5 protein-coding genes are annotated in these 3,034 nt (G+C 60.6%); all 5 read left to right on the top strand.

Annotated elements, in window-relative coordinates; translation table 11 throughout:
• Positions 1-219, top strand: a 219-nt coding sequence (gene puhC / locus V7N12_RS10275; protein ID WP_333714432.1) for a photosynthetic complex assembly protein PuhC, incomplete at its 5' end; no start/stop codon positions are given.
• A 49-nt stretch (positions 220-268) separates the two neighbouring features.
• Positions 269-565 (top strand): hypothetical protein, encoded by a 297-nt coding sequence (locus V7N12_RS10270; protein WP_333714431.1) that lies wholly within the window; start codon positions 269-271, stop codon positions 563-565.
• Positions 562-1,692, top strand: coding sequence for a magnesium-protoporphyrin IX monomethyl ester (oxidative) cyclase (gene acsF / locus V7N12_RS10265; protein WP_333714430.1), 1,131 nt, complete (start codon positions 562-564; stop codon positions 1,690-1,692). The genes V7N12_RS10270 and acsF overlap by 4 nt, the downstream gene beginning before the upstream one ends.
• Before the next feature lie 31 nt (positions 1,693-1,723).
• Complete coding sequence (puhE, locus tag V7N12_RS10260; protein WP_333714434.1) at positions 1,724-2,524, top strand: putative photosynthetic complex assembly protein PuhE; 801 nt, start codon at positions 1,724-1,726, stop codon at positions 2,522-2,524.
• Positions 2,514-3,034 (top strand): aminotransferase class I/II-fold pyridoxal phosphate-dependent enzyme (locus V7N12_RS10255; RefSeq protein ID WP_333714433.1); only part of this gene is annotated, 521 nt, incomplete at its 3' end. The genes puhE and V7N12_RS10255, both read left to right, overlap by 11 nt.

The following is a 3,034-nucleotide window of genomic DNA, read 5'->3' as shown; positions in this document are numbered from 1 at the left end:
GCCTCGTCCTCGGACGATCTGGGCGGGTTCATCGGTGTGATGGGCCGCGTCATCGACCGCGAGCGTTTCAAGCAGAATATCGCAGGCAATCCGCCCGTGCAGGTCGTGCGCCGCGAGAACGGCAATGTCGCCATCCTCGATGACGCCACCGGACTGCGTGTCGAACTGATCGGATACGGAAAAGACAACGTGGCAGCTTTCGCCAAGCTGCTGGACTGAAACCCTCTGCGGGCCAGCCACCCGCATGAAATGTGAAAAGGGAACACAGATGGGACTATTCTTTCGTGAAAAAGAGACCGCACCTTGCACGGTGACGATCTCGCATCGGTTCGAGGAACTCTCGGCGCATGTCCGGTTGGACAACGGCGCCGTCATCTACCCGGGTGACACGGTGCAGGTGCAGGGACCCGAGATCATGGCCGAGTTCGGTCAGTTGGTCGAAGAAAAGCGCACCGCCGTCATTACGCGGGCGTCCAGGCTGGAACAGCTTTGGACCCGCGCAACGGGCGATTTCGAGTTCATGGAGCTCTGCGAATTCTCATTCAGCGAAGAGGTGATGTCATGAACGTGCAACGCACATCGCATTCCGCCGACGCCACCACCGTGGAAGAGGCGCTGGGCGCCAAGAACTACGATGGCGTGATCGACAGCGAAAGCGCAACCAAGGTCGCCCTTCAGAACACGCTGCTGACCCCGCGCTTCTATACCACCGACTTCGATGAAATGGATGCGATCGATGTGTCCTCCGTCCGTGAAGAGTGGGACAAGCTGATCGGCCAGATGAAGGCCGACCCCAACAAGGGCCACTTCAAGAAGAACGAGGACTGGGACCATATCGACTGGGACGGGATGGAGCCCAAGCTGAAAGCAGAGTTTATCGACTTTCTGATCTCTTCCTGCACCGCCGAATTCTCGGGCTGTGTCCTTTACAAGGAAATGAAGCGGCGCGGGTCCAACAAGGACATCACCGAGCTTTTCCAGCTGATGGCCCGTGACGAAGCGCGCCACGCCGGTTTCATCAACGACGCCCTGCGCGAGGCAGGGATCGCGGTGAACCTTGGTTTCCTGACGCAGGCGAAGAAATACACCTACTTCCGGCCCAAGTTCATCTACTACGCCACATACCTGTCCGAAAAGATCGGCTATGCGCGCTATATCACGATCTACCGCCACCTCGAGGCGAACCCCGACAAGCGCTTCCACCCGATCTTCAAGTGGTTCCGCGAATGGTGCAACGACGAGTTTTCCCATGGCGAGGCCTTCGCCCTTCTGATGAAGACCGACCCCAAGCTGACCGAAAGCTGGGCCAACCGGATGTGGATCAAGTTCTTCCTGACGGCCGTCTTCTCGACCATGTGGGTACGCGATCACCAACGGCCCGCCTTCCACGAGGCCTTGGGCGTCGATCCTGAATGGTACGGACAAGAGGTGTTCCGCAAGACATCGGAAATCTCCAAGCAGGTCTTCCCGATGACGCTTGACATCGACCATCCGCGCTGGAAACCCAGCTTGCGCCGGATGGAGGCTGCCAATGTGCAGATCGCCAAGGGCCGCAAGCAGGGTGGCGTCGGCGGCTGGCTGACGCGGATGGCAGGCTCGGCCAAGGCGGGTCTGGCCTTTGTCTCGCTGCTGACGATCCCTGTCGAAAAGAACGCGGTGCCAGCCAGCCCGCGTCTGGAACCGGCTTATTGAGCCGGCCCTCGCATATCGGACAGGGTGACGCATGACGTCACCCTGGGTCGCCTCATTCCTTGCGATCTTCGCGTGGTGGTTCTCGACCGGCGTGATCCTGATGGCTGTGCGCCGCGCGGATCGTGCGGGCAACCACGGGATGACGGTGTTCATGGCCTTGCCGATGGTGGCGCTGGGGGCCTGGGCCGTTCATGCGTCCTTGAACGACTTGTCGGCAACGGGCGCCTACCTCGGCTTTGCCGGGGCCCTGGCGATCTGGGGCTGGATCGAGCTTGCCTTTCTGGCAGGGGTCATCACCGGTCCGCAGCGCGAGGCCTGTCCGCCCTACGTGGCGGGCCGCGACCGTTTTTATCGCGCGTTCCAGACCGTCGCCTATCATGAACTGGCGCTGACCTTGGGCCTTTGGGGGCTGGTGATCGCCTCGGACGGGGCTGCGAACCGCATCGCGCTTGCGACCTATCTGTTGCTGTTCGTGGCGCGGATCCTTGCCAAACTGAACCTGTTTTTCGGGGTGCCACGGATCAATCTGGAGTTCGTCCCCGACCGGTTGCGGCATCTGAAAAGCTATTTCCGGCAGGGGCCAGTGACTTTGGCTTTTCCCGTTGCGATTACCATTCTGACCGCGCTGCTGGCGATCTGTGCCGAGCGCCTCTGGGGTGCGCAAAGCGACGTTGCGCTCGTGGGGTTCGCCCTGCTGACGGCCCTTGCGGCCCTTGCCCTTCTCGAACACTGGCTGATGGTGGTGCCGCTGCCGGATGCGAAACTCTGGCGCTGGATGCTTCCGGTGCCCAAAACCATGACCAAAGAAGAAAGACAGACGGATGGATTTTGACGCGCTTTTCACCGCACAACTCGACCAGCTCAAGTCAGAGGGCAACTACCGCTATTTCGCCGAACTTGAACGTAAATGCGGCAAGTTTCCACGGGCGGCCAATCACGGATCGGATGGCGTGCGGGATATTACCGTCTGGTGCTCGAACGACTATCTGGGCATGGGCCAGCATCCGGATGTGATCGCCGCCATGTGCGAAGCGGTCGAGCGCACCGGCACCGGTTCAGGCGGGACGCGCAATATCAGCGGCACCAACCATGACCATCTGTTGCTGGAACGCGAGCTGGCCGATCTGCACGGCAAGGAATCGGCGCTTTTGTTCACCTCCGGCTATGTCTCGAACTGGGCGGCGCTGTCCACCCTAGGCAGCCGCTTGGAAAATTGCGTGATCCTGTCGGACGCGGGCAATCACGCCAGCATGATCGAAGGCATTCGCCATTCCCGCGCAACCAAGGTGATCTGGAAGCACAACGATGTCGCCGATCTGGAGGCCAAGCTGAAGGCCCTGCC

This window comes from Yoonia sp. (assembly GCF_036770585.1).
In the GTDB taxonomy this organism is placed as follows: Bacteria; Pseudomonadota; Alphaproteobacteria; order Rhodobacterales; family Rhodobacteraceae; genus Yoonia.
The sequence above is the reverse complement of the archived record's forward strand: the minus strand, read 5'-3'. Positions and strand labels throughout refer to the sequence as shown.

Excerpts from the sequence above, each read along its gene's own strand:
- puhE (WP_333714434.1), top strand. The coding sequence starts at position 1,724 with ATGACGTCACCCTGGGTCGCCTCATTCCTTGCGATCTTCGCGTGGTGG.
- V7N12_RS10270 (WP_333714431.1), top strand. The coding sequence starts at position 269 with ATGGGACTATTCTTTCGTGAAAAAGAGACCGCACCTTGCACGGTGACG.
- acsF (WP_333714430.1), top strand. The coding sequence starts at position 562 with ATGAACGTGCAACGCACATCGCATTCCGCCGACGCCACCACCGTGGAA.